Origin of the sequence: Pseudoalteromonas sp. NZS11 (assembly GCF_015864765.1) — a bacterium.
GTDB lineage: Bacteria > Pseudomonadota > Gammaproteobacteria > Enterobacterales > Alteromonadaceae > Pseudoalteromonas > Pseudoalteromonas arctica.
This window is the reverse complement of the sequence record NZ_JADYWP010000004.1, coordinates 402,317-426,603: the sequence shown is the minus strand read 5'-3', so window position 1 is coordinate 426,603 and position 24,287 is coordinate 402,317. Positions and strand designations below refer to the sequence as shown.

At 39.4% G+C, this 24,287-nt stretch carries 21 protein-coding genes and 1 tRNA gene; 2 read left to right on the top strand and 20 right to left on the bottom strand.

Features of this window, described 5'->3' with window-relative positions; all coding sequences use genetic code 11:
* Window positions 1-245: 245 nt before the first annotated feature.
* From I6E82_RS11480 to I6E82_RS11400, 17 genes are all read right to left on the bottom strand, one after another.
* A complete protein-coding gene (locus tag I6E82_RS11480; protein ID WP_010554687.1) occupies window positions 246-743 on the bottom strand; it encodes a DUF2059 domain-containing protein in 498 nt (165 codons plus the stop codon).
* Window positions 744-873: 130 nt separating this feature from the next.
* Complete coding sequence (locus tag I6E82_RS11475) at window positions 874-1,206, bottom strand: Na+/H+ antiporter subunit G (protein WP_007585525.1); 333 nt, start codon at window positions 1,204-1,206, stop codon at window positions 874-876.
* 9 nt (window positions 1,207-1,215) lie between these two features.
* The gene (locus tag I6E82_RS11470) at window positions 1,216-1,485 is read right to left on the bottom strand and encodes a K+/H+ antiporter subunit F (protein ID WP_007378493.1); all 270 of its coding nucleotides are present in this window, start codon (window positions 1,483-1,485) and stop codon (window positions 1,216-1,218) included.
* On the bottom strand, window positions 1,479-2,015 hold the full coding sequence (locus I6E82_RS11465; protein ID WP_197117961.1) for a Na+/H+ antiporter subunit E: 537 nt from the start codon (window positions 2,013-2,015) through the stop codon (window positions 1,479-1,481). Before I6E82_RS11465 ends, I6E82_RS11470 begins: the two co-directional genes overlap by 7 nt.
* Entirely contained in the window at window positions 2,015-3,532 is a 1,518-nt protein-coding gene (locus I6E82_RS11460; protein WP_010554686.1) for a monovalent cation/H+ antiporter subunit D, read from the bottom strand. Before I6E82_RS11460 ends, I6E82_RS11465 begins: the two co-directional genes overlap by 1 nt.
* Window positions 3,529-3,882, bottom strand: coding sequence for a Na+/H+ antiporter subunit C (locus tag I6E82_RS11455; RefSeq protein ID WP_010554685.1), 354 nt, complete (start codon window positions 3,880-3,882; stop codon window positions 3,529-3,531). The genes I6E82_RS11460 and I6E82_RS11455 overlap by 4 nt, the downstream gene beginning before the upstream one ends.
* On the bottom strand, window positions 3,882-6,674 hold the full coding sequence (locus tag I6E82_RS11450) for a monovalent cation/H+ antiporter subunit A (RefSeq protein ID WP_033012429.1): 2,793 nt from the start codon (window positions 6,672-6,674) through the stop codon (window positions 3,882-3,884). Before I6E82_RS11450 ends, I6E82_RS11455 begins: the two co-directional genes overlap by 1 nt.
* Window positions 6,675-6,889: 215 nt before the next feature.
* The gene (locus I6E82_RS11445) at window positions 6,890-8,065 is read right to left on the bottom strand and encodes a hypothetical protein (RefSeq protein ID WP_197117959.1); all 1,176 of its coding nucleotides are present in this window, start codon (window positions 8,063-8,065) and stop codon (window positions 6,890-6,892) included.
* Window positions 8,052-8,930: a lipoprotein NlpI gene (gene nlpI / locus I6E82_RS11440; RefSeq protein ID WP_197117957.1), complete on the bottom strand. Its 879-nt coding sequence runs from the start codon at window positions 8,928-8,930 to the stop codon at window positions 8,052-8,054. The genes I6E82_RS11445 and nlpI overlap by 14 nt, the downstream gene beginning before the upstream one ends.
* Window positions 8,931-9,071: 141 nt before the next feature.
* Window positions 9,072-11,198, bottom strand: a complete 2,127-nt coding sequence (gene pnp, locus I6E82_RS11435) for a polyribonucleotide nucleotidyltransferase (protein WP_007585511.1) — start codon at window positions 11,196-11,198, stop codon at window positions 9,072-9,074.
* A 620-nt stretch (window positions 11,199-11,818) separates the two neighbouring features.
* Window positions 11,819-12,088 (bottom strand): 30S ribosomal protein S15, encoded by a 270-nt coding sequence (gene rpsO, locus I6E82_RS11430; protein ID WP_007585509.1) that lies wholly within the window; start codon window positions 12,086-12,088, stop codon window positions 11,819-11,821.
* A gap of 154 nt (window positions 12,089-12,242) precedes the next feature.
* Entirely contained in the window at window positions 12,243-13,202 is a 960-nt protein-coding gene (gene truB / locus I6E82_RS11425; protein ID WP_007585508.1) for a tRNA pseudouridine(55) synthase TruB, read from the bottom strand.
* Window positions 13,186-13,671 (bottom strand): 30S ribosome-binding factor RbfA, encoded by a 486-nt coding sequence (gene rbfA / locus I6E82_RS11420; RefSeq protein WP_007585506.1) that lies wholly within the window; start codon window positions 13,669-13,671, stop codon window positions 13,186-13,188. The genes truB and rbfA overlap by 17 nt, the downstream gene beginning before the upstream one ends.
* A gap of 156 nt (window positions 13,672-13,827) precedes the next feature.
* Entirely contained in the window at window positions 13,828-16,488 is a 2,661-nt protein-coding gene (gene infB, locus I6E82_RS11415; RefSeq protein ID WP_007585504.1) for a translation initiation factor IF-2, read from the bottom strand.
* A gap of 25 nt (window positions 16,489-16,513) precedes the next feature.
* Window positions 16,514-18,013 (bottom strand): transcription termination factor NusA, encoded by a 1,500-nt coding sequence (gene nusA, locus I6E82_RS11410; protein WP_007585502.1) that lies wholly within the window; start codon window positions 18,011-18,013, stop codon window positions 16,514-16,516.
* 39 nt (window positions 18,014-18,052) lie between these two features.
* Entirely contained in the window at window positions 18,053-18,508 is a 456-nt protein-coding gene (gene rimP, locus I6E82_RS11405) for a ribosome maturation factor RimP (protein WP_002958482.1), read from the bottom strand.
* Window positions 18,509-18,789: 281 nt separating this feature from the next.
* Window positions 18,790-18,866 (bottom strand) — tRNA-Met (locus I6E82_RS11400).
* 430 nt (window positions 18,867-19,296) lie between these two features.
* Between I6E82_RS11400 and I6E82_RS11395 the strand changes: the two genes are divergently transcribed.
* On the top strand, window positions 19,297-19,758 hold the full coding sequence (locus tag I6E82_RS11395; protein WP_007585499.1) for a globin domain-containing protein: 462 nt from the start codon (window positions 19,297-19,299) through the stop codon (window positions 19,756-19,758).
* Window positions 19,759-19,949: 191 nt separating this feature from the next.
* Complete coding sequence (locus I6E82_RS11390) at window positions 19,950-21,506, top strand: cryptochrome/photolyase family protein (protein ID WP_197117956.1); 1,557 nt, start codon at window positions 19,950-19,952, stop codon at window positions 21,504-21,506.
* A 60-nt stretch (window positions 21,507-21,566) separates the two neighbouring features.
* Here I6E82_RS11390 and I6E82_RS11385 read toward each other — a convergent pair whose 3' ends face one another.
* The 3 genes from I6E82_RS11385 to I6E82_RS11375 form a co-directional block, all read right to left on the bottom strand.
* The gene (locus I6E82_RS11385; protein ID WP_007585496.1) at window positions 21,567-22,013 is read right to left on the bottom strand and encodes an Hsp20 family protein; all 447 of its coding nucleotides are present in this window, start codon (window positions 22,011-22,013) and stop codon (window positions 21,567-21,569) included.
* Window positions 22,014-22,242: 229 nt separating this feature from the next.
* On the bottom strand, window positions 22,243-22,773 hold the full coding sequence (locus tag I6E82_RS11380) for a peroxiredoxin-like family protein (RefSeq protein ID WP_007585494.1): 531 nt from the start codon (window positions 22,771-22,773) through the stop codon (window positions 22,243-22,245).
* Window positions 22,774-22,885: 112 nt separating this feature from the next.
* Window positions 22,886-24,283 carry a sigma-54-dependent transcriptional regulator gene (locus I6E82_RS11375; RefSeq protein ID WP_197101590.1) on the bottom strand — a complete coding sequence of 466 codons (1,398 nt, stop codon included), beginning with the start codon at window positions 24,281-24,283 and terminating at the stop codon, window positions 22,886-22,888.
* Window positions 24,284-24,287: the final 4 nt, after the last annotated feature.

Here is a 24,287-nt window from a genome sequence, read left to right as displayed (position 1 = left end):
GCTCATTGGTATAGTGACACAAACATAATTAACTTAAGCTGATATCGGGCGTGTATTATCTGGAGGGGGTGTAATTCAGGAGAGAAGCGCCTAAGTAAGGCGCGTATTAATCTAAGGGCGTGTTGATCATTGGTGGTTTAATTTACAGCAGACTGTTTGGTCTATAGGCAAGGCAGAGCCTATGTAGTGTGGTTATTCCCCATAAATAGGCGATAACGCAGCATAAATACCAAACATGCGCTGCCCTAGTTTGATTCGCTACGGCTTTGCTCTAATTCGTCGCTTAGTTGCTGCGCTAAAGTTTGTATTTTAGGCATAGCATCTTTCATTAAGCTTTGTGACATTTGCATAGACTCTTGCATTACAACAGGCATTTTTTCAAGTATTTTTTGCCCTGTATCTGTTTTATAAAACGCTAACATATCGGCAATTTCTTGCTCACTAAAATGTTTGTCGTACACGCTAATCATCATCGGCTGCATTTTGGCCCAGCTCATTTCAGTTTTTAATACCGTCGTCATGTCGCTGTAGTATTTATCAAAAATTGCCTGTTCAGAAGGCTTAACGCCCATTTGGTCTGACATGCCTTTCATCATACCTTCAACCTGGCCGTACATAGAGTCAACCATTGAATCTAAATTCATTACACTAATAAGTTCATCTATTTTTTGCTGCTTAGTATTTTGTTCAGCATACAAACTACTAGAAAAAATCAGTAATGATAAAAGTAGTACCTTACCCATAATAATATCCTTTCATATAAATAATCGTTTTATAGTTACATTATTAATTAGTCTTGTAAAGGGTACAAGCAGTCACTAAAAAGGCCGAATAAAATGAATTTATTCGGCCTTTTATAAATATATTTTTATGTTAATCGTCTTCTACATTATCTAGGCCTTTAGTGCCTTCTTTGGCTTTTAGCTTATGATGAATAGCTGACTTTATTAGCATGTAACCACTAATCGGTGCCGTAATTAGTAAAAATATAGTAATGAGTATTTCTTTAACACTTAGGCCATGTCCTGAATTTGCAAAATAAACCATAGCTGCAATTAGCATACTTGCCATGCCCAACGTTGTTGCTTTAGTTGGCCCATGCAAACGCATAAAAAAGTCAGGTAGTTTAACTAAGCCTATTGAGCCAATTAAAATAAACGTACCACCAAATAACAATAATATTGATACAACCCATTCGCTGATCATGTTTTCACCTTATTCAATTATATCGCCACGTAATAAATACTTACACACTGCAACTGTACTTATGAAACCTAGCATGGCAATAAGCAGTGCAGCTTCAAAATAAAGCCCTGTATCCATACTAATGCTATATAAAATAATCAGTGCAATGACGTTAATGTACATTGTATCGAGCGCTAAAACACGATCAGGCACTGATGGACCAATGATCAATCGCCATAAATTAAGCAATAATGATAAGCCAATCATCGAAAAAACAATGAGTAATACGGTGTCTAACATTGAAATATCTCCTTTAGTGGAGCTTCGTAGCGTTGTTTTATTTGTTTGATAAGTGCTTCTTCATCTTTAAGGTCAAGCACATGTATTAATAAGTAGCGTTGTGTTGGCTCTTCACCCTCAGGTAACGATTCAGCAATTGGGTAAACCTCTGCACTCACTGTACCGGGTGTAAGCGATACACTACTGGCCAATATGGTAATTGGCATATCATGAGTTAAATCTATCGGTACTTTTATAAATGCCGGACGCAAATTTTTAGATGGCCCAAGTATAAGTAAAGCCACTTGTAAATTTGCTACGACAATATCGTACAGCACAATAAGCAACTGCTTAAGAGCCAAGCCCGGCTTTAAAATTAGTGGCTGAGGCTCGCGAAGCGAAAAACTTAATACTGGGATAAGTATTGCAAAAATAGTCGCTAATACTAAGTGCCCTACCGACACGCTATTATTTAACAATAGCCAAACCATAAACAAAAATAAGCTACGAAATGGCGTTGGTAACCAACGAAAACGGGCTTGTAATCTCATCACATGCCTCCTTTAAGTACAGCATTAATACCGCCGCTTATATCATGTAACTGAGTAGCAGCACCTAGCATGTATTCACTTATTGGTCCGCCAAAAATAACGAGCAATGGCGAACACGCAAGTAAACCTATAATTACAATTACCTGCAACGGGTGTGCATTTGCACAATCTGCGTTTTCGCTATTTTTACTTTTATGCTCCCAAAACAAGGTCGTGCCAGCACGCGAAAGCGCTACCAACAACGCAAAGCTTGTTACTAAATATACAGGCCAAAATAGTAAAGCTTGCTCACTATTTAATGTGGCTTTAAGTATCCAAATTTTACCTACAAAGCCTGATAGTGGCGGCATACCAACTACAGTTAAAGCTGCAACAATAAAGCACACACCTAATAAAAATGGTTGTTTAACAGAGCGACCCGCTACTAGCCTATCACCAACTTTACCGCGCTGGATTGAAACTAAGTCTGCTAGTAAAAACAGTGCGGCACTAACAAGTGTTGAATGCACTAAATAATATAAAAGTGCAGCAGTGGCATTTACATTTTGCAATGCAATTAGCGCAACCAACGTACCTACCGATACTAATACTAAGTTAGAGGTGAGTTTACGTAAGTCTTGCGCTGCCATAACGCCAATGGCACCCACTATAATGGTGGCAATTGCTAAGCCCCAAAGCCAAGGCTGCGCCATATGTTCAAGCGCTCCTGCTTGTTCGCCAAATATCACCGTGTAAACACGAAGCATGGCGTAAACGCCTACTTTGGTCATAATCGCAAACAATGCTGCAACTACAGGTTTAGCGCTTGAATACGTATTTGGAAGCCATAAATGCAGAGGTAATAGTGCGGCCTTTAAAGCAAATACAATTAATAGTAATAAACCACCTGCTTTTGCTAGGTATACATCATCGCCCGAAAGCTGTGATACTTTTTGCGCCATATCTGCAATATTAAGCGTACCAAGTACACCGTACAAAATACCCAAACCGATTAAAAATACGCTTGAGCCAACTAAATTTAATATTACATATTGCAGTGCCGCACGAGTGTTTTGTTTATCACCTGCATGCATTAACAGTGCATATGATGCAATCAGTAACACTTCAAAAAATACAAATAGGTTAAATAAATCGCCAGTTAAAAACGCGCCATTTACACCCAATATTAAAAAATGAACAAGTGGATGATAAAAGCTGCCCTTTTCATCATCGCCAGCACTACCATATAAAATAGCGCCCAAACCTAAAAGTGAAGTTAACGTAACCAATAAGGTAGATAACATGTCAGCGACTAAGACTATCCCAAATGGTGCAGACCAACTACCAATAGCGTAAACATTAATACCTGTATTATTAATATGTACAAGTAAAAGCACACTAATGGCAAAAGTAGCTATTGCCATTACAATTGAAACTAAACGGCGAATTTTGACGCTTTTACCACATGGCGGCAGCAATAAAATAACTGCCGTCAACATAGGTAATAAAATAGGTAGCGAAGCTAAATGTTGGATCATTTTTGCTCCTTATTATCTGCAGAGGTGTTAGGCACATAACCATCAACATGGTCACTACCTAAATCGGCGCGCCCACGTATTGCCAAAATAACCACAAATGCGGTCATCGCAAAACCAATCACTATTGCAGTTAGTACTAATGCTTGAGGTAGAGGATCGGCGTATTCTGTGCCAGTACCAAGTACTACCGCTTTATTAATAGTAAGGCGACCTGCTGAAAACAAAAATAAGTTAACAGCATATGAAATCATAGTAAGCCCAAGTACTACAGGGAACGTACGAGCTCTTAGCAGTAAAAACACACCGCAACTGACCAATACTCCAACGCAAGATGCGTACAATAATTCCATTAAATATTTACCTCTTTTTTCTGGGTATCTGCTGTCATATTACCTAAGCTTGCTAAAATCATTAACGTAGCGCCTACAACGGTTAAGTAAACACCTAGGTCAAATGCAATCGCGCTGGCAAGCTCTGTTTTACCGACAAACGGAATATCAAAGTAGTCAAACCAAGTTGTTAAAAATGGCTTATCGAAGAACCAACTACCCACACCTGTAAACAAAGAAATACCAATGCCTGAAGCTATAATTTTGCGATAATTAACATCAAAACGTTCGTTTATCCATGCTGTACCATGCGCCATGTATTGCAAAATAAACGCGATTGACGTTACCAGTCCTGCAATAAAGCCACCACCAGGTAAGTTATGCCCACGTAAGAAAATATATGCAGAAACTAATAACGCAAGCGGTAATAAACTTTGTGAAATACTCGCCAGTAATATTGGATGGCGCTCTCGTGCCCATGGGCGCCCTTCGCTGTCGCTTGCTGGCATAAATAATGGAATTCGAGAAAGTACTTTAAATATACCTAATGCGGCAATGCCTAATACGGTAATTTCACCAAGCGTATCAAAGCCCCTAAAGTCGACTAAAATAACGTTAACTACGTTAGTACCACCGCCACCAATTTTAGCGTTAGCAATAAAGAAGTCTGAGATTGAATCTAGCGGGCGTGTAAGTAATGCATAACAAATACTCGCGATAACTACACCTAATGTAGAGGCTATTGCTAAGTCTCGAAGTACGCGTAATGAACTTGATTCTTTTGGCGTATGCTGCGGCAAGAAAAACAATGCCAGCATAAGTAAAATAATAGTAACAACCTCAACAGTTAGCTGCGTAAGCGCTAAATCTGGAGCAGAAAAGCGTGTAAATACAACCGACACCATTAATCCTACAATTGAGAGCATTAATAGCGATACCATTCGAGAGCGATGCCAAATAACGGTGGCAAGAGCACCAATAATCAATAAGCCTGCACCAATTGCATTGTGCACATCAACAGGCGTAAGTGGCATGCTTCCGGCAAGTTGTTGCATTTCAAATAATGGCCAACCCGCACACAGTAATACTACCGCTAGCATAATTACAAGGTAGCGCTGTAGTGACCCATTTTCGATACTGCTTACCTTTGACTGACACCAAGCAATAACGCTTAATATCACACGTTCAAACGTTTTTTTAGCGTTTAGAGGTGGTAACGATGCTTGAAATTGAAATAGATATTTACGATTAATATAAATAAATAAGCCGCCAGCAATCGCCATCGCACTCATTAGTAGAGGCAAGTTAAACCCATGCCAGATAGCCAATTCGTACACCGGCATTTCTTTTCCAAGTACAGCTAAAGACGCCGCAGATAAAATGCCATCAATTGTAAAGTGCGGGAACATACCCACTAACAAACAAATCACAACGAGTATTTCTATTGGTACACGCATATAGCGCGGTGGCTCATGCGGCGTACGAGGTAAATCAATTGGTTCACCATTAAAAAACACGTCATGAATAAAGCGTGCTGAGTACGCAACAGCTAATGCACCTGCAACAGTTGCCAGTACTGGAATTAACCACGACATAGAACCAAGCACTTGCTGGTGTAGCGTTTCTGCAAAAAACATTTCTTTAGACAAGAAGCCATTTAGTAAAGGAACTCCTGCCATTGCAGCCGCCGCGACCATCGCAAGCGTTGCAGTGTATGGTAAGTATCGCCACATACCATTTAATTTACGCATATCGCGCGTGCCCGTTTCGTGATCAATAATACCAACGGCCATAAATAATGACGCTTTAAACGTTGCATGGTTAATTATGTGAAAAATAGCAGCAACAGTCGCAAGCTCAGTATCAAGTCCGAGTAATAGCGTTATTAAACCCAAATGGCTTATTGTTGAATAGGCTAACAAGCCTTTTAAGTCGTGTTTGAATAGTGCTATATAAGCGCCAAACAACAGCGTAGCTAAACCCGTTAACCCAACGAGCAAGAACCAAGTATCGGTGCCTGCCAAAGCAGGATGAAAACGTGCTAACAAAAATATACCGGCTTTTACCATCGTCGCAGAATGTAAATACGCGCTTACTGGCGTAGGCGCTGCCATTGCATGAGGAAGCCAAAAGTGAAATGGAAATTGTGCCGATTTAGTAAACGCACCCAGTAACACCAATACCAATGCTACTTCGTATAAATCATGAGATTGAATTATTGCTTTACTCGCTAGAATAACATCTAGGTCGTAACTACCAACAATATCACCTAATAGCATCAATCCAGCAAGTAACGCTAAGCCGCCCGCGCCTGTTACAGCAAGCGCCATACGTGCGCCTTTTCGCGCTTCTGATTTATGCCACCAAAAACTAATTAATAAAAATGAGCTGATGCTCGTTAATTCCCAAAACAACCACAGTTGAATGACGTTGTTAGACATAACAATACCAAGCATTGCAGTCATAAATAGCATTAAGTAACTATATAACTTAGCCATTGAGTCATTAGCGCTTAGGTAGTAACGCGTGTAGAGGATAACGAGCAAGCCTATGCCTAAAATCATAAACATAAACAATAAACTGAGGCCGTCTAACCGCAGAGACAAATCGAGTCCTATTGACGGGATCCAAGCTAAAGAATAACGAATGGTTTCGCCCGCTAAAACGGCAGGTGCATGGTATAGAGTAATCCCCAAAGCCGTCAAAGGCGCAAGAGCCGTTAAACTAGTGCTTAAATTGCGGGATAACTTACCTGTGCATGCAGAAATAACACTGCCAATTAAGGATAACAAGGGTATCCAGAGCAAAGTCATAATGTAGGGCCTTTTATTATCATAAGTTTATCAGGGCATCTCTTTTTAATACTAAGTGATGCTTTTACTGCCTGTTTTTAAACGACATTAATGACTATAGTTATACTGAAAAACACTGATTTTGTCTATAAAAAGCGGTTCTGTATGGGTGTTTTTTAAACAAGAACTAACAATTTATTAAGCCTAAAAAAACAATTAATTAATACTGATAATTGTTAATTTAATATGGCCTTATTTGCAAATGTAAGCGCGCCAGGGTGACGATGAAAGTTACCATTGGTCATATCTAAATGTTTCAACCAAAGTTGTCTATACTGCGCTGAGAGCCCTAACTGCTGATATTGCATAATAGACCAATTTTCACTAGGTTTATAAGCAATACCTCCTACCTGGCAACTCTTTGCTTTATGCCAACCTGTTGGCGGTGACTCACCATGAGAAATAAATAAATTAGGTGCAACAAAACCCGTTTTTGCACACAACCATGCTTGCTTAGTTTTAGGCAAAGCGTATTCATCTTCAAAACCGTTAAAATGCATCAGCTCATGCAAAAATATACTGTATTTTGCTTTTGAGTTTATTAGCATTGTTCCCTTCGTGACATTAGCCGTTCCATCTTTAGGCATCATCACTATAAAATCAAAATTGTTAGGAAGCTGGCTATTAAGTTTAGATGATTGCCAGTCACACTTTGCTATTTGACTAGTACTACTTTTGCACTCAAGCATACCTGCAACGTAAACTGGTTTTGAAAAGCAAAAAATATTTTCACGGGGCTCTGGTTGTTTATTATAAGCATTAATAAACTCTGTAAGTTTATATAAGCCACTACGATGATCGCTCATAGTCAGAACGTTAAACATACATTGCTTATTAGGCTTACTTATATTTTTTAAAGATGAAAAACCAAGATCGTGGATAAACGCGGTAGATATTTTACTCTGTGGTGTTTTTAACTGAAGTTTTAGATGATTTAGCACATCCCCTGCTGGTAATTTGTTTTTACTAGCGAGTAACTCTAAATCGCTCCAACGTGATTGCTCAAGTAACTTTGTTGCTAATATTTTACGCTCTGGGATTGTTAAGTCATTTATAGCGGAGAGCCAAAATTGTTTTGCAGTATCACTCTGACTGCTTTTAATAAGCTTAAGAGAATACATATATTGTGCTGAGGAAATTTTACTGCGAGCAAGTATAGCTAAAGAGGTCTTTGGTAACTGCTCTAGGTGATCAGAAAAATAAGCTGGTGAATTCCAATAACTTTGTAGAACATTGGCTTTTGTATTTAAAACATGCCAAAAGCCAATAGCGCCAAGGTGATTACTCGAGCCTGTAATTAACAAACAACATAGTAATACACCTATTAATTTAAAACGCTTAACTTGCGTCAACACCTTCCATCAACTCAAGTTCTAAACGCGCATATTTGTACTCAATAAACTCATGTACATTGGTTGCTAGCGCAAGCCTAAAATAGTCTGATGCTAAGTACAGCTCACCCGCTGCTTGATGCATTTTGGCTAAGTAAAAATAAGCTTCACATAAACGTTGCGCATATTCTTGCTCAGTTCTAACACCATCACTAATGCCTGATAAAAATGCATGTTCACTCATATCGCCCGTATAAAGAGAGATTAACTGATACGCCCATTGCGAATCATCAAGCGCAGTCGCATTTTGTTTAAGGGCATCAAGTGCGATTACTTTATCCTCTTGTGCCTGGGCTAAATAAACCCATAAAACACGGTACGGATCGTTAGGAGAACGGGCTAAAAACTCGTTAAAGTCATTTTTAGCAAGGCCAGCTCTATCGCCGTAATACAGTGCAATTCCTCGATTTAAATAGGCGTATTCATGCTCTTCATCAAGTTCTAGAGCTGAATCGAAAAACTCATAGGCTTTTTCGTACTGCTGCATAAGCGTATGTTGAATACCTAAAAAATTATACACTTCAGCTAAATCAGGCTTAAGTTTTACTGCGCGGTTAAAATCAATACGCGAAAGAGTGGTCATACCTAGACTATCGAAAAGTACACCACGGTCGTAATAAAGCTTAGCTTGTTGCTCTTCGCTTAAGTCAGCCCTATTCAATAACTCTGAGTAGCGTGCAATAGCAATTTCACTTCTAAAGTCAGAGGCTAAAGGTGCAGTAAATGGCACATTAACAATCGGGGTTGATTCTGAATCTGTTGTAGTTTGGCAAGCGCTTAAAGACAAAATAGCAAAAGATGCCAAAGCTAAATGTTTGAGTATCATTAAAATCCTTAATACCAAGATATATCGCGATTAATATAAGACAGACCTTGTCCAATAAGGTTTCATTAAAGCATAAAAAAAGGGGCTAAACAGCCCCTTTTTTATCATCTAGCTAATATAACTAGATTAATAAGTTAACAATTACGCGTCAGTTGGCGCGTCAGCTGCAGGTGCTGCTGATTCCATTGCTTCTTTAATACTTAGACGTACACGGCCTTGGCGATCTACTTCTAGTACTTTAACTTTAACTTCTTGACCTTCAGAAAGGTGATCAGCCACGTTATTAACGCGCTCAGTACTAATTTGAGAAATATGTACTAGACCATCTTTACCAGGAAGAATGTTTACAAACGCACCGAAATCAACAATACGTACAACTTTACCTTCGTAGATAGTACCTACTTCAAGTTCAGCTGTTAATTGCTCAATACGGCTAATTGCATTAGCTGCACTTTCGCCATCTGTAGCGGCAATTTTAATTGTACCGTCGTCACCGATTTCAATCGTTGTACCAGTTTCTTCAGTAAGCTGACGAATAGTTGCGCCACCTTTACCAATAACTTCAGCGATTTTCTTCTGTGGGATTTTCATTGTGTATATGCGAGGAGCAAACATTGATAGCTCTTCAGAAGGAGCAGAAATTGCTTCGTCCATCACTTCTAAGATATGTAAACGTGCAGCTTTTGCTTGTTTAAGCGCAATTTGCATGATTTCTTGAGTGATACCTTCGATTTTGATATCCATTTGAAGTGCAGTGATACCTGCAGCTGTACCAGCAACTTTAAAGTCCATGTCACCTAAGTGATCTTCATCACCTAAGATGTCAGAAAGAACAACGAATTTATCGTCTTCTTTAACTAGACCCATCGCAATACCTGCAACAGACGCTTTAATTGGTACACCGGCATTCATAAGTGCAAGTGAAGTACCACATACAGAAGCCATTGAAGATGAACCGTTTGATTCAGTGATTTCAGATACTACACGGATTGAATATGGGAATTCAGTCAATGTTGGCATTACAGCAGCAATACCACGCTTAGCAAGGTTACCATGGCCGATTTCACGACGCTTAGGAGAACCAACAAAACCAGTTTCACCGACACAGAATGGAGGGAAGTTGTAGTTAAGCATAAAGTGGTTTTTATGAGTACCAGTTAAATCGTCGATTAACTGTGAATCACGTTCTGTACCAAGTGTAGCTGTTACTAACGCTTGAGTTTCGCCACGAGTAAAGATAGCAGAACCGTGAGTACGCGGTAATACGCCAGTCATTACATCTAGTGCACGAATCATATCTGGTTCACGACCATCGATACGTTTTTCGCCAGAAGCGATACGGCCACGAACGATTTTCTTCTCAAGTGAACCGAATATTTTACCAATTTCTTGCTTATCTAAAGACTCGCCTTCAGCAAGTTCAGCTGTTAACACTGCAACAACTTCATCTTTAGCTACGCCAAGTGCTTCTTTACGCGCTACTTTATCAGTGATTAAGTAAGCTGCGCCTACTTTATCAGCAGCAATTGCTGCAACTTTATCTTCTAGTGCAACGTTTTTAGCTGGTGCAGTCCAATCCCAAGTAGGCTTGCCTGCTTCTGCTTTAAATTCTTCGATTGCAGTGATGATCGCTTGAGATTGCTCATGACCATATACAACAGCGCCAAGCATTACGTCTTCTGCAAGTACGTTAGCTTCTGATTCAACCATAAGTACCGCTTTATCAGTACCGGCTACCACTAAATCAAGTTGGCTTTCTTCAAGCTCTTTTAATGTAGGGTTAAGTACATATTCGCCGTTGATGTAACCAACGCGAGATGCACCAATTGGACCACTGAACGGGATACCAGAGATAGCAAGTGCTGCTGAAGTACCAATCATCGCAACCATATCAGGTTGGATTTCAGGGTTAACAGAAACAACAGTAGCAATAACTTGTACTTCGTTTACAAAACCGCTTGGGAAAAGTGGACGAATTGGACGGTCAATAAGACGTGCAATAAGTGTTTCGCCATCGTTAGGACGACCTTCACGCTTTAAGAAACCACCTGGGATACGACCAGCAGCGTACATACGCTCTTGGTAGTTAACTGTTAGTGGGAAAAAGTCTTGGCCAGGTTGTGCTTCACGCTTACCAACAACAGTTACTAAAACTGAAGTGTCGCCAATGCTTGCAAGTACAGCGCCGTCTGCTTGACGAGCGATTGCACCAGTTTCTAGAGTCACTGTATGTTGACCTAGTTTGAATTCTTTAATAATTGCTTGCACTTAAAATATTCCTTAAATGTATTCTAATAAGTTGTCATCAAAGTACCAATTACAGTACATAATTGTATTCAGTTGGAAATCAATTAAGTACTACAATTGGCAATGATGTGAATAAGCGTAGATAAACCTTTTTACCTACGCGCATAGTATATACCAAAGCTGCTTCAAAATGCGAGTCTAGGGTGTGTTGATCTTTGTGGATTGAAATTTGTTCAATCTAGGGTCGATTTAATCACGGCGCGAGATTTGTAACCTAGTGGGCTAAGTAAAAATCGAGCAACAAGGAGTTAATCGCCCCTAGGATGAACCCGCAGGGCAGCGCATGTTTGGCATTTATGCTGCGTTATCGCCTATTTATGGGGAATAACCACACTACATAGGCGCTGCCTTGCCTAAAGACCAAACATACAGCTGCAAAATTAATCACGAAAGGTCAACACACACTAGCTACTAGATTTAAACTGGGCTAATTAGCGGGTAAATACAACAGCTATTGGTAGGCTATGAAATGGGGGTTTTATATTATAATTCAATAGGTTTAAGAATTTTCTTAATTTGGAAACACAAATTTCAGGCACAAAAAAAGGAGCTAAAAAGCTCCTTTTTCTATAATCTAGTTCTTAGCGACGTAGGCCAAGTTCTTTGATTAACGCAGTATAACTAGTGATGTCTTTACCTTTAAGGTAATCAAGTAGTTTACGGCGAGTGCTTACTTTACGAAGCAGACCACGACGTGAGTGGAAGTCATGCTTGTGATCAGCAAAGTGACCTTGAAGCTTGTTGATGTCAAAAGTAAGTAATGCTACTTGTACTTCTGATGAACCTGTATCGCCTTCTGCACGTGCAAATTTAGCAATGATATCGATTTTTTCTTGATTGCTTAGTGACATAGTAACTCCAAAAAATTAAATTTAAAAGGTGTCTTAGCCGATCACTAATTCAGCCAAAACGATTAAGCGGGCGTATTCTACCAACTGTAGGAATAACTACAAGCTAATTTTCCCCAACTACAACTAATAAGCCACCGTTAGGCACATTAGTTGCTTATTCAGGCTTCACGTAATCGTCTTGCTGACTAGCAAGACCACGTTTAACCTTTAAATGACCGTTTGAGTTACGCTCACCAGTACCAATAAATATATTATCCGCAACAACTTTAATTGCACCATCAGGTAAAGCGATTGATAATTCTACAGCTTGCCCGTGACTAAAAATTCCCCCTTGTTCTTTTGTAATTTCAACAACGGGTAAATCAGTTAAAGCAGTATCAATTGGTAGCAATAGCGAGTCTAAATAAGTTGAAGGCGCAAGCTCTTCTTCTTTCGCTTTAGCAAGCAACGCTTCAATCTCATCAAGCGAGACCATTTTATCTGCCGGATACTGACCAACAGCGGTTCTGTGGAGCATAATAACGTGTGCGCCACAGCCTAGGTTTTCGCCTAAATCATCAACGATTGTACGAATGTAGGTCCCTTTAGATACATGGGCCGTCATTTGTAATACGTTGCTTTGTTCATCAAATTCGTCAAACGATAAGCTAAACACGTTTATTTTTCTGCATTTACGAGGAACTTCAATACCTTCGCGCGCGTACTTATATAACGGTCTACCTTGGTACTTAAGAGCTGAGTACATTGACGGATATTGTTCAGACTCACCAACAAAAGCAGCTATTTCTTTTGTTAGCTGTTCACGTGTAACGTTCACATCTTTAGTGCTAACAATTTCGCCATCAGAATCTGATGTTGTTGTACGCTCACCCAGTTGTGCACGAACGATATAGGTTTTATCTGTATCGAGTAAAAACTGCGTAAACTTAGTCGCTTCACCAAAACAAATTGGCAGCATACCTGTGGCAAGTGGATCTAAAGCACCTGTGTGCCCAGCTTTTTGCGCAAAATAAACACTTTTTGCTTGCTGTAATGCTTTATTTGATGAAATGCCTTCAGGTTTGTTTAACAACAAAATACCGTCAACTGCACGGCCTTTACTGCGCTTTGCCATCTGTATCAGTGCCTTCTTCGCTATCTGTATCGTCTACGTGATCAGTACCTTCTTCGCTATCTGAAACATCAGCAGCATCAACACTTTCTACGTCTTCATCTACATGCTTTGCGTTATCTTCGCGGATAATAGAATCCACTAAATTAGAAATACGCATACCTTCCATTAATGAGTTATCAACTACAAACTTTAACTCAGGCATTATACGTGCACGGATACGCTTACCAAGTAACGAGCGAATATAGCCCGTTGCTTCATTAAGTACTTTTGCGCTTTGCTTTGCTGCGTCTTCATCTTGTGTGTTAAACACAGTAATGAAAATTTTGGCATAAGATAAATCGCGCGATACTTCTACCGCTGACACTGTCACCATACCTAAGCGTGGATCTTTAATTTCGCGTTGTAAAATTACAGCAATCTCTTTTTGGATTTGCTGTGCAACACGATCAGTGCGAGAAAATTCTCTCATTATACTTGTCCTAAAATAATAACTTATTGAAATTAAATAATAAGTTAACTAAATAATGGATATGCAAATGGGGGCTAAGCCCCCATTTAAAATCTTAGCGTAGGGTGTGTAGAACGTCCGGCGTTAACCTGAGCGTTCAATACTCCCTAGTAACAATTATAGAGTACGTTGTACTTCAACTGTTTCGAATACTTCGATTTGGTCACCAACACGTACGTCATTGTAGTTCTTAACGCCGATACCACATTCCATGCCGTTACGAACATCAGCAACATCGTCTTTAAAGCGACGAAGTGACTCAAGTTCACCTTCATAGATAACAACGTTTTCACGTAGTACACGGATTGGAGCGCTACGTTTAATAACACCTTCAGTAACCATACAACCAGCGATTGCGCCAATTTTTGGAGACTTGAATACGTCACGAACTTGAGCAAGACCAATGATTTCTTGTTTAAACTCTGGCGCTAGCATACCTGACATTGCTTGTTTAACTTCGTCAATCAAGCTGTAGATTACGCTGTAGTAACGTAGGTCTAAGTTTTCAGTCTCGATAACTTTACGAGCTGAAGCATCAGCACGAACGTTAAAGCCAACTACAATTGCGTTAGACGCTGCAGCTAGTGTTGCATCAGTTTCGGTAATACCACCAACACCTGAACCAACAATCTTCACTTTCACTTCATCAGTAGAAAGTTTAGTTAGTGAATCAGAGATTGCTTCGATAGAACCTTGAACGTCTGCTTTAAGTACCACGTTAACTTCAGAAACATCGCCTTCAGTCATGTTAGTAAACATGTTTTCAAGCTTAGCTTTTTGCTGACGTGCTAGTTTAACATCGCGGAACTTACCTTGACGGTATAAAGCAACTTCACGCGCTTTACGCTCATCTTTAACTACAGTCGCTTCGTCGCCTGCAGCAGGAATACCAGAAAGACCTAAAATCTCAACTGGGATAGATGGACCAGCTGACTTAATGTCTTTACCGTTTTCATCGCGCATTGCACGAACACGGCCATACTCAAGACCACATAATACAATGTCACCTTGGTTAAGCGTACCAGATTGAACAAGTACTGATGCTACTGGACCACGGCCTTTATCAAGACGAGATTCAATAACAACACCAGCCGCCATACCTTCAGTAGGTGCAGAAAGCTCTAAAAGTTCAGATTGGTTCAATACTGCTTCAAGAAGGTCGTCAATACCTAAGCCAGTTTTAGCTGAGATATGAACGTACTGTGTATCGCCGCCCCATTCTTCTGGAATAACGTCTAGTACAGCAAGTTCGTTTTTAACACGATCTGGATCTGCGCCTTCTTTATCCATTTTGTTTACTGCGATGATTAAAGGAACGCCAGCTGCACGAGCATGCTGTACCGCTTCTTTAGTTTGTGGCATAACGCCATCATCTGCTGCAACTACTAGGATTACGATATCAGTCGCTTTAGCACCACGAGCACGCATTGAAGTAAATGCAGCATGTCCTGGTGTATCTAAGAAGGTGATCATGTGACCGTTTACATCAACATGGTATGCACCAATATGCTGTGTAATACCACCGGCTTCGCCAGAAGCAACCTTCGCAGAACGAATGTAATCAAGAGTTGATGTTTTACCATGGTCAACGTGACCCATTACAGTTACTACTGGAGCACGTGGCTCTGACTTACCATCTTCGTGGCGGTCATTAAGTACTGTTTGCTCTAATTCGTTTTCTTTAACAATGATAACCTTGTGACCCATTTCTTCTGCAACTAATTGTGCAGCTTCTTGGTCAATCACTTGGTTAATAGTAACCATGTCACCCATTTTCATCATTGTTTTAACAACTTCAGCGCCTTTAACGGCCATGCGTGATGCAAGCTCAGCTACTGTAATTGTTTCGCTAATACGCACTTCGTTTTTAACATCAACAGTTGGTTTTTGGAAACCATGTTGTAATGATGCAGGTGCTTTTAACTTAGACTTGTTACGGCCTCTTGACGCTGCAAATTTATCTTTTGCTGGCGCTTTTTTCTTTTTCTTAGCACGGCGTGTACCTTGCTCATCACGAGCATCGGCAACATCTTCTGCTTCACGTGCATAAGTAGAAGTCGTAAGATGGTGATCCGCTGTTTCTTCGCGTTTCTTACGTTCTTCTTCTTCTTTCTTCCAGCGTGCCGAGTTTTCTTCAGCTAGCTTTCTTGCTTCTTCTGCTTGACGTTTCGCTTCTTCTTCAGCTTTCTTCAATGCGGCCTCTTCTGCTTCTTTTTGCAGACGCTCAGCTTCTATGCGATCTTTCTCAGACTTAGCACTTTGCTCTGGGGTCATCTGCTTTTGTTTCGCTTTACGCTCTGCATCAGCTTTGCGTTTAGCTTCTTCTTTGGCTTTACGGTCGGCTTCTTCTTTAGCTTTGCGTTCTGCCTCTTGTTTCGCTTTTAATTCTGCGGCTTCTTGGTCAGCTTTTTGCTGCTCTTCAAGACGCACTTTTTCTTCAGCAGCTAAGCGAGCTTGCTCTTGTTCTTGTTCCATTGCGCTTTTCTTCACGTAAGTACGTGTTTTGCGAACTTCAACTTGAACATCTTTTGCTTTACCAGTAGAGCCCGTAACACTTAAAGTGCTTTTGCTCTTACGTTGTAAAGTCATACGCGCTGGGCCATCTGAACCTGTACCGCCATGATGCTTGCTTAAATGATCAAGTAACGTTGCTTTTTCAGCTTCTGTTACGTTATCAGTTGCTTGCTTAGTGATACCTGCTTGTGAAAACTGCTGTAGCAATTTATCAACAGTCGTACCTATATCGCCGGCTAGTTTTTCAACATTTACTTCTGCCATAGTGTGTAATACCTCCGTTAATAAATTACTCGTCTGCAAACCAACAAATGTTTCGTGCAGCCATAATCAGTTCACCCGCTTTTTCAGATGAAAGTTCTGTGATATCAACTAATTCGTCAATACCTTGCTCTGCCAAGTCTTCAAGTGTAACAACACCCTTGCTTGCCATAACAAATGCTAAGTGACGCTCTAAACCTTCAAGCGCAAGTAAGTCTTCAGCTGGCTCTGCGCCATCTAAGCTTTCTTCCGTTTTAAGTGCTTTAGTTGTCAATGCATCTTTTGCGCGTGAGCGCAGTAAATCTACAGTCTCTTCATCAAGACCATCAATTTCTAAAAATTCAGACGCTGGTACATACGCCACTTCTTCAAGTGTCGAGAAACCTTCGTTGATAAGTAATGATGCAAACTCATCATCAATTTCTAAATTTTCAGTGAATAAGTTAAGTAACTTATCAGATTCAGCTTCATTTTTAGTACGCATGTCTTCAACAGTCATTACGTTTAGTTCCCAGCCAGTTAACTGACTTGCTAAACGAACGTTTTGACCATTACGACCAATTGCTTGCGCTAGGTTATCTGCTTCTACAGCGATATCCATTGAGTGAGTGTCTTCATCCATTACGATTGAAGCAACTTCTGCTGGCGCCATTGCATTGATAACAAATTGTGCCGGGTTGTCATCGTAAAGTACGATATCAACACGCTCACCGCCAAGTTCTGACGATACAGCCTGAACTCGTGCCCCACGCATACCAACACATGCACCAATTGGGTCTATGCGTTTGTCGTTAGATTTAACAGCAATTTTAGCGCGTGAACCTGGATCACGTGCTGCTGCACGTAATTCAATCATCTCTTCGCCAATTTCTGGCACCTCAATGCGGAATAATTCCATTAGCATTTCAGGTTTAGAGCGCGTTACAAATAATTGTGCACCGCGTGCTTCAGGCTTAACTTCATATAAAAGACCACGGATACGGTCACCCGGGCGGAAGTTTTCACGTGGTAACATGTCATCACGGTAAATTACCGCTTCTGCGTTGTTACCTAAATCAAGCACGATTGCATCGCGAGTTGCTTTTTTAACAACACCCGTTACCAGCTCGCCTTCTTGATCTTTGTATGCTTCAACAACTAAAGCGCGCTCAGCTTCACGTACTTTTTGTACGATAACTTGCTTAGCCATTTGTGTTGTAATACGGTCAAATTTGATTGAGTCGATTTGCTCTTCAACATAATCACCCATTTGCAAATCAGGTTCTTCAACCTGTGCTGCTTCTAGAGTGATTTCGCTGTATGGATTCTCTAAAGAACCATCTTCTAATACAGCGGCAATCTGCCAACGACGGAACGTATCGTAATCACCGGTTTTACGGTCAATTGCTACGCGTACTTCAATTTCGCCATCGTGTTTTTTCTTTGTAGCTGTCGCTAAAGCGAACTCTAGAGCTTCAAAAATCTTTTCTTTTGGAACCGCTTTCTCATTGGAAACGGCTTCAGCAACCAATAATATCTCTTTTGCCATGGGTAATGCCTCGCTTGCCCTATTCCTTCGCACTCGAATTTAAAACTTCGCGATTAAATTCGCACGTTCGATGTTACTAAGCATGATCAGATGCTCTGCACCATCGCTAGATAGTGTGATCATATCGCTGCTAACTGCTACTAAGTCGCCTTTAAAATTACGACGACCATCCTGTGGAAGTTTAGTACGCACGCGTACTTCCTCTCCTTGCGCCTGCTCGTAGTGATCTTGTTTGAATAATAGACGATCAACACCAGGAGACGATACTTCCAAATCATATTCATTTGTAATTGGGTCTTCGACGTCTAAAATCGCACTAATTTGGCGACTTGCATCCGCACAGTTATCAACTGAGATCCCATCCTCATGAGCAATATATACTCTTAAGGTAGAATGGCGACCCGCTTGCACAAATTCAAGACCATGCAATTCAAAGCCTAACATTTCTACCGCAGGCGTTAACATGGTTACTAAATCTTGTTCAAGTTTTGTCACGAAAATCCTCCATACAAACAAAAAAAGGGCTTATAGCCCTAAAATACTGAGTTTAAGTTTTAATTTGATGACAATTGCCACAAATCGCAAGGTGCAGATACAACAACGCCCCGAACCAAGCGGGGCGTCACACCAATAAAGCATAAAACTGTGTGGCCTAGGGCCAAGCTTGGTTGCGAGTCAGTAAACTGACCTAATTAAACTACATAGTCTAAAACGCAAAACGCGCATTACTTAGAATGCGCGATATAAATTAGTAAGGTAATACCTACTAGTAGAATTGGTTGCGGGAGCCGGATTTGAACCGACGACCTTCGGGTTATGAGCCCGACGAGCTACCAGACTGCTCCATCCCGCGCCAATAGATATCAAACTTTAAATTTAATATCGCTGTTAGCTGTTTTACAACATGCTAAACAATGGCCACTATTATAAGGATGTACGGGATGATTAGCAACTATAATACGCAATTAGTTTGTAAAATTTCCAATTCGTCAAGATGCTAATTTAATGTATATATAAGTAACATAAGTAATCAATCAATTTTATAAAATGCTGTCTCTAAATTATTAAATATTACAGCTTATTATTTTTGAGTGAAAATCAAACAAACTAAATTTGAGCTACCTTAGTACCTTCTAGATGCTTACAATTTACTAGAAAATAAATTGATATAACTAAAACCCATACTTTAACACTAAAAAAACGTGCAGAATTTTATCTGCCCGCTATAATCAATTTTATGCCACTTAATAATAATAGTTATTACTCACTGCAGCGAGATAAAAATGAACCAACAACAATCAGCATTGTTAAATAACTTAACAATTATTAAGCCAAATTTTCATGCATTCACGGCTCGATTTCACAGTAAATTGGCTGAATCTAGCATTGAAATGAATTACCCAACAGCCTTACAATTTAACGAAAAGAGTTTTACCCTTTTTTGTGTGTTAGAACGAATTGTTAAACATTTAGATAAGCCAGCATCGGTAGCTCCTTTTTTAGCACATCATTTAATGTACCTAAAAAAAAGCAGTGTTTCGCAAAGTGACATTGCACTATTATCTGATGCGTTTTACGAAACCCTTAAAGAGCACCTTGGTAAACACTTTACTCCTGAGAGCCAGCTCGCTTGGAAAAAAGCCCTTAAATATTTTGAAAACTTTGCCAGCAATATTCTATTTAATGTATCTAATGTGGTTTCGTTACAACAAAAAATGCAGCAAAAGCAAAGTAATAAAATTTAAATATAAAATTTTAGGGGTGGCAATTTAACTTACTTAACCTCCCCATTAATTAAACTCATTTGCACACCATGATCCAACACGCCTTTATTGCCTTGATAATCGGTTAAGCCTTTTTGCTCTATTCACTCGTAGTTAAATAGTAAAACGATCCTTTAATTAAATACGTCCGTATAAAAAAATTTGGCTTTACTATGACCCATCACAAAACACTCAGACTAATACTAGGCGATCAGCTAAACCCATCTCATTCATGGTACAAGCAAAAAGACGACGACACGCTTTACCTCATCGCAGAACTAAAACAAGAAACTGACTACGTTAAACATCACATTCAAAAACTGTGTGCTTTTTTTAATGCTATGGAAAACTTTGCAACTGCATTAAACACGGCAGGTTTTAATGTTTTACATTTAACACTTGATGATACCGATGACGACAAGGACTTGATTGAATTACTCAAGCGAGTTGCCGATAAATACCAATGCGACTCTATTGAATATCAATACCCTGACGAGTTTAGGCTAAAATCTCAATTAGCTAAGTTTAAGAGTGATAGCTCATTAAATGTAATTGCTACAGATACTGAACACTTTTTATTACCGTTCACCGATATAAAAACACGCTTTACAAAAAACAAACATGTAACAATGGAGCACTTTTATCGTGCTATGCGTAAGCAATTTAATATATTAATTGATGATGCAAAGCCAACTGGTGGCAAATGGAATTTTGATAGTAATAATCGTAATAAATTTTCTAAAAAAGACTTAGCCGACATCCCAGAGCCTAAGTTATTCAATACTGATGTTAGCAGCATTATTTCTCGTTTAAATAAACACAACGTCGCTTATTTGGGTGAAATAAATGAACATTCACTGGAGTGGCCAACAACGCGTAAACAAGCGATTGAATCTCTTGAATACTTTTGTGAGCACTTACTTAGTCGCTTTGGTCACTTTCAAGATGCGATGACAGATCAAAGTAAAAACAATACCAGCCTGTACCATAGCCGTTTATCGTTTGCCCTAAACGCAAAAATACTCCACCCGTTATATGTAATCAAACGTGTAATAAGCGAATACGAACAAAGACCCAATGAAATATCCCTCTCGCAAGTAGAGGGCTTTACTAGGCAAATATTAGGCTGGAGAGAGTATGTACGTGCCATTTATTGGATTAACATGCCCGACTACGCAGTTAAAAATCAATTACAAGCCAAAAATAAACTGCCATCTTATTTTTGGAACAGCTCTACAAAAATGAATTGTCTAAGCCACTCACTCAAGCAAAGCCTTGAAACCGCTTATGCTCATCATATTCAGCGCCTAATGGTTATTGGGAACTTTTGCATGCTCACAGGAATAAACCCTGATGACGTAGACAACTGGTACTTAGGCGTTTATATAGATGCCATAGAATGGGTAGAAATGCCCAACACCCGAGGCATGAGTCAGTTTGCCGATGATGGAATAATTGCAACAAAGCCTTATGCTGCAAGCGGTAACTACATTAATAAAATGAGCGATTATTGCAAAAGCTGTCAGTACGATGTTAAACAAAAAGTAGTAGATAAAGCTTGCCCGCTAAATAGCTTGTATTGGCATTTCATGAATAGACACAGAGACAGGCTAGAGAAGAACCCACGTATTGGTATGGTATATAAAAACTGGGATAAACAAGATGAAACACTTCAAGAACAAACGCTGCAACAAGCAACCTACTACCTTAATAATTTAGAAGCGCTTTAAGTAAAAAAACCGCCTCAAATGAGGCGGCTAAATAATCAGGGGAATATGTACTTTAGAAGACTATTTACCTTCTATTAGATTACTATTACCAATTTCTATTTTACGTGGTTTAAGTGCTTCAGGAATTTCACGCTGTAACTCTATGCTTAATAAGCCGTTAGCTAAATCGGCACCAAGTACTTTTACATGGTCTCCAAGCTGAAATTTACGTTCAAAGTTACGCTCTGCTATACCTTGATGAATAAACTTACGTTCATTATTTTCATCTTTATTAGCTTTAATACCTGCAACTTTTAATGTGTTGTTTTCTGACTCAATGGTTAATTCACTATCACTAAAACCGGCAACGGCCATAGTGATTCTGTATTTGTCTTTATCGAGTGCTTCTATATTGTAAGGAGGAAAACTCGGCTGCTTGTCTGTATTAGCTGCCGCATCCATAAGTGATGCTAAATGTTCGAAGCCGATAAATGAACGATAAAGTGGTGATAAGTCTACTGTACGCATAATAATATCCTCATATTTAAGCGATATTTTGCATGTGCTTTTCTATTGAACAAGCTCAAGCAAAGTTTAATTAATAATATAAATTTCAATTGTTTAAGTTTAATTTAGGACCCATCAGGCGTCCTACTTAACTATATATGGACGGTAAAATTGTTTTCAAGTAAATTTATTAAAAATAAATAAAAAAGGCACTGAAGAGTGCCTTTTTTGAAACCATTTAAAATGAATACTATTTAATAAATGTGCCCCGGATTGGATAGTCGTTTTCTCTTGAAAACTTAATCCCACCTAGCAGTTGCTCTAAATCAGGACGAACAAACGGGCTGTTTGATATATCTACCATTTGAAGCTGATTTTTTTCATTAAGCACATAAATTCCTGGTTCAGCAAATGGATGATCAGTTTCTGCACCACTGCGAGGCTCGCTAATATGTAGCCCTAAATCAGTCATTTGTTCGATTGTTAAACCATAGTAAATTGGGAAGTTAATATCTATTTTTTCAAGATGTTTATTAAGCTGCTCATGGCTATCACCACTTACTGCAACCACTTCAACTCCAGCCTCTTTAAAGTCTTTATGAACTTTAGCAAGCTCGTTGAGTTGCGCAGTACATTTAGGGCAGTGCTGGCCTCGATAAACAACAATCATTTTCCACGGAGAGTCACTTATTCTATCAACTAAATCTACCTTTTTCTCATCAACATCACTCACTACTAGTGATGGCATAATATCCGCAGGTTTTAAACTAGTGTTACTCATTGCGATCTCCTTTTACTATTTCAGATTAAAAATTAATTTTGCTCTCACACATAGAGTTTAGGGTAACTTTTATTAATTCAACCTAAAATTGCAATTAAAATCTATTAAAGCTTTAAGACCATCCCTTTATTTTTCTATAAATGGTAGATGCACTTACCCCTAAATAAGCAGCAGCAAGAGGAATGTTGTCTTCGCAGCTTTTGATTGCGTTTTCAATAGCCCTTTTTTCAACTTGCCATAATGGTTCTATATCGTGAACCGACATAGGAGATAATTGAACACTCTGATCGTTTGTATTGTGAATTGACTTAGCTGAGCTTGAGTGTTTTACAGCGCCTAGACCAAATGAATTTGGTAGCATATCTCTTTCTATTACATCGCCATCATTAATAACGACTGTATTTTCAATTACATTTTGCAGTTCGCGTATATTACCTGGCCAATCGTAATTACAAAAAAGCGCCTTAACTTCATCAGAAAAGCCAATAAAATGTTTAGCGTTGCTATCGCTTTTTTGTTTTAAAATATACTCAGCGAGCAGTAAAATATCGTTTCCGCGCTCCCTTAAAGGCGGGAGCTTTACGGGGATAACATTTAAACGATAATATAAATCTTCTCTAAAGCGCCCCTCTGCTACCTCTATTATTGGATTTCTGTTGGTTGCACATACCAAGCGAACATCGCTGTGTAATACCTCGCTGCTACCAACCTTGCTAAATATGCCGGTTTGTAAAAAGCGCAATAACTTAGCTTGTAAGTTAAGCTCCATTTCACATAGTTCATCTAGAAATAACGTACCGCCGTTGGCCACTTCAACTGCGCCTTTACGATCGCTTAAAGCGCCACTAAATGCCCCTTTAACATGCCCAAAAAATTCTGATTCAAATAACTCAGCAGGGATCGCAGCACAGTTTATAGCAATAAAAGGGCCTTGGCTGCGAGGGCTCGAATCATGAAGGGTTTGTGCGCATACTTCTTTACCGGTTCCACTTTCACCTGTAATAAATACGCATGCTTTGCTTCTAGCTGCGCTATCTAGCAATCTAAAAACGGTTTTCATTGCGAGAGATTCACCAACAAAATCTTGGCTTTTATCACTGCTTTGAACCAAAGGTTGTACTTTAGCTTGCTCTTTGGGTGTTAACGCACTTTCTACTGAGCTAATAAGTCGCTGACTTGTGAAGGGTTTTTCTAAAAAATCGAAGCCACCTAAACGCATAGCTTCCACTGCAATATCAATAGAACTATTTGAGGTGATCATGACTACATTAGCAGGATTTTTTTGTTTATTTACAAATTGTAAAACTTCAAGCCCACTTATATCAGGCAAGCATACATCTTGTACTATCACCGCAGGCATTTTTTCTTTAATACCGACCAAAGCAGAATATCCATCTGCGAAATGCTTACATTCAAAACCTACTTGCTCTAGCTGACTGGCGTACAAAGCACCACTTGCGATGCTATCTTCAACAATATAAACAAGGCCTTTACCCATTATATCTGACACGGCT